Raw genomic sequence first — 3,653 nt, 5'->3', positions numbered from 1 at the left:
TTGTCCGGCCTCAAAAGCGAAGGTGCTTTTTCGGCTTTCGGACGGGGCGCTGCTCTACCCTTTTTGTGGCAGGAGGGCATTGCTGCCATTGCCATTGTGCTTTTGGTATTGTCCAGATTACCCGGAATGTTTGCCAAAAGCAAAAAGGCCGCGTCCTGAACGTATTCTGGCGCGGCCTGATTGGTCTGTTATGTATTGTTGTGTGATTTGAGCAGCATTTTGTTGCGTTTAGCAGACCTGGCAGCGACCTACTCTCCCGCGTCTTGAGACGAAGTACCATTGGCGCAGGGGCGTTTCACGGCCGAGTTCGGAATGGGATCGGGTGCAGCCACCCCGCTGTAACCACCAGGTCAGCAAAGCGCAACAAAATGAAGAAGCTGGAATTGTTTGTTTTGATTGTTGGCGATGATCGATCTTGCGTGCATTTGCCCGCAAGGCCGACTTGGCCGTCGCCGGTTGCCCGGCGCGCTGTCGCAGCGCCCGCACCAAAGGTGCGATAGGGCGCGTGAGACAATCCATTTCATCGCTTTGCGATGGATATGAGTAATGAGAATGATCAAGCCAATCGAGCTATTAGTACCGGTAAGCTTCATGCGTTGCCGCACTTCCACACCCGGCCTATCAACGTGGTGGTCTTCCACGGCTCTGATAGGGAATACTCGTTTTCAGGTGGGTTTCCCGCTTAGATGCCTTCAGCGGTTATCCCGTCCGTATATAGCTACCCTGCTATGCGGCTGGCGCCACAACAGGTCCACCAGAGATACGTCCATCCCGGTCCTCTCGTACTAGGGACAGATCCTGTCAATATTCCTACACCCACGGCAGATAGGGACCGAACTGTCTCACGACGTTCTGAACCCAACTCACGTACCGCTTTAAATGGCGAACAGCCATACCCTTGGGACCTGCTCCAGCCCCAGGATGCGATGAGTCGACATCGAGGTGCCAAACAACCCCGTCGATATGGACTCTTGGGGGTCATCAGCCTGTTATCCCCGGCGTACCTTTTATCCGTTGAGCGATGGCCCTTCCACGCGGGACCACCGGATCACTATGACCGACTTTCGTCTCTGCTCGACTTGTCAGTCTCGCAGTCAGGCGGGCTTATGCCATTGCACTCGACGACCGATTTCCGACCGGTCTGAGCCCACCATCGCGCGCCTCCGTTACTCTTTAGGAGGCGACCGCCCCAGTCAAACTACCCACCATACACTGTCCCGGATCCGGATAACGGACCGCGGTTAGACATCCATATAGGTAAGGGTGGTATTTCAAGGATGACTCCACGAAGGCTGGCGCCCCCGCTTCAAAGTCTACCACCTATCCTACACATGCCGACACGAATGCCAGTGTAAAGCTATAGTAAAGGTGCACGGGGTCTTTCCGTCTAACCGCAGGAACCCCGCATCTTCACGGGGAATTCAATTTCACTGAGTCTGCGTTGGAGACAGCGGGGAAGTCGTTACGCCATTCGTGCAGGTCGGAACTTACCCGACAAGGAATTTCGCTACCTTAGGACCGTTATAGTTACGGCCGCCGTTTACTGGGGCTTCAATTCAAAGCTTGCACCTCTCCTCTTAACCTTCCAGCACCGGGCAGGCGTCAGACCCTATACGTCGTCTTGCGACTTCGCAGAGCCCTGTGTTTTTGGTAAACAGTCGCTACCCCCTGGTCTGTGCCACCCTCCTCTACTTGCGTAAAAAAGGGTCACGCTTCTTCCGAAGTTACGCGTGCAATTTGCCGAGTTCCTTCAACGCAGTTCTCTCAAGCGCCTTGGTATTCTCTACCAGTCCACCAGTGTCGGTTTAGGGTACGGTCTATACGCGGGAGCTATTTCCTGGAACCGCCCCGAAGCCCCTCCAATCCAATAAGGAGGAACAACATACGCGATCCGTCACTACCCGCAGGCCCACGAATATTAACGTGGTTCCCATCGACTACGCCTTTCGGCCTCGCCTTAGGGGCCGGCTAACCCTGCTCAGATTAACTTTAAGCAGGAACCCTTGGACTTTCGGCGAGGGAGTCTCTCACTCCCTTTATCGTTACTCATGTCAGCATTCTCACTTCTGATACCTCCAAAGGCCCTCACGGGTCCCTCTTCAACGGCTTACAGAACGCTCCGCTACCACTTGCTTATTGCTAAGCAAATCCACAGCTTCGGTGTATGGCTTTAGCCCCGGTACATTTTCGGCGCAAAGACCCTTATTTAGACCAGTGAGCTGTTACGCTTTCTTTAAATGATGGCTGCTTCTAAGCCAACATCCTGGTTGTTTTGGGATCCTCACATCCTTTCCCACTTAGCCATAACTTAGGGACCTTAGATGGTGGTCAGGGTTGTTGCCCTCTTCACGACGGACGTTAGCACCCGCCGTGTGTCTGCCGATTAGTACTCTTCGGTATTCGGAGTTTGGTTAGGTTTGGTAAATCGGTGAGATCCCCTAGCCCATCCAGTGCTCTACCCCCGAAGGTATTCGATCGACGCTCTACCTAAATAGATTTCGCGGAGAACCAGCTATCTCCAAGTTTGATTGGCCTTTCACCCCTAGCCACAAGTCATCCCAATCTATTGCAACAGATGCGGGTTCGGTCCTCCAGTAAGTGTTACCTTACCTTCAACCTGCTCATGGCTAGATCACTTGGTTTCGGGTCTAATCCAACGAACTGAACGCCCTGTTCAGACTCGCTTTCGCTGCGCCTACACCTACCGGTTTAAGCTTGCTCGTCAGACTAAGTCGCTGACCCATTATACAAAAGGTACGCTGTCACCCAGAACAAATCTTGGGCTCCAACTGTTTGTAGGCATTCGGTTTCAGGATCTCTTTCACTCCCCTTGTCGGGGTGCTTTTCACCTTTCCCTCACGGTACTGGTTCGCTATCGGTCATGCACGAGTACTTAGGCTTGGAGAGTGGTCTCCCCATGTTCAGACAGGATTTCACGTGTCCCGCCCTACTCAAGGACTTTTGTTCGCATTACGTGTACGGGGCTATCACCCATTCTAGCCACCCTTTCCAAGGTGTTCCACTTGTCTCACAAAAGCCACTGGCCTGGTCCGCGTTCGCTCGCCACTACTTACGGAGTCTCGTTTGATGTCCTTTCCTCCGGGTACTTAGATGTTTCAGTTCCCCGGGTTCGCTTCTAACCCCTATGTATTCGAAAGTTAGATACCTTATTATGATATCTAGAAAAATGAATTGTTCTTCGAACATTCGTCCAACAACTCAAATTTTCTAGATATCTAAGGTGGGTTTCCCCATTCGGAAATCGTCGGATCAAAGGGTATTCGCACCTCCCCGACGCTTATCGCAGCGTATCACGTCCTTCATCGCCTGTGCATGCCAAGGCATCCACCAAATGCCCTTAAGACACTTGATCATTCTCATTGCCAATATCCATCCTTGCCTTAACGAGCATCTTGCACCTGTGGGGGATACCAACAGGCTGCTAAAACACCCAGCAACAATCGATTTGACAAAAAAGACCAGCTTCTTGAGATAAATTCGATGGCTCTGCGGTTAAGCGGCCAATCATAAGTCAGAGGCTTTTGATGAGCACCCCTGACGACATTACCCGGCGTTCATGGCCATAAGGCCGGCAGATCAGCACACAAAGGTGCAAATCCTTGAACATCCGGAATAATCCGAACTTATCTTCT

At 52.2% G+C, this 3,653-nt stretch carries 2 rRNA genes; both read right to left on the bottom strand.

Going from position 1 to position 3,653, the window contains the following annotated elements:
• Positions 1-235: 235 nt before the first annotated feature.
• Positions 236-350: ribosomal RNA gene (gene rrf, locus ACTJI9_RS22405) — 5S ribosomal RNA — on the bottom strand.
• Positions 351-552: 202 nt separating this feature from the next.
• Positions 553-3,373 (bottom strand): 23S ribosomal RNA (locus tag ACTJI9_RS22400).
• Between the last annotated feature and the right edge of the window lie 280 nt (positions 3,374-3,653).

The sequence above is a fragment of the Phyllobacterium sp. 22552 genome (assembly GCF_052044585.1).
Taxonomy (GTDB): Bacteria; Pseudomonadota; Alphaproteobacteria; order Rhizobiales; family Rhizobiaceae; genus Phyllobacterium; species Phyllobacterium ifriqiyense.
The sequence above is the reverse complement of the archived record's forward strand: the minus strand, read 5'-3'. Positions and strand labels throughout refer to the sequence as shown.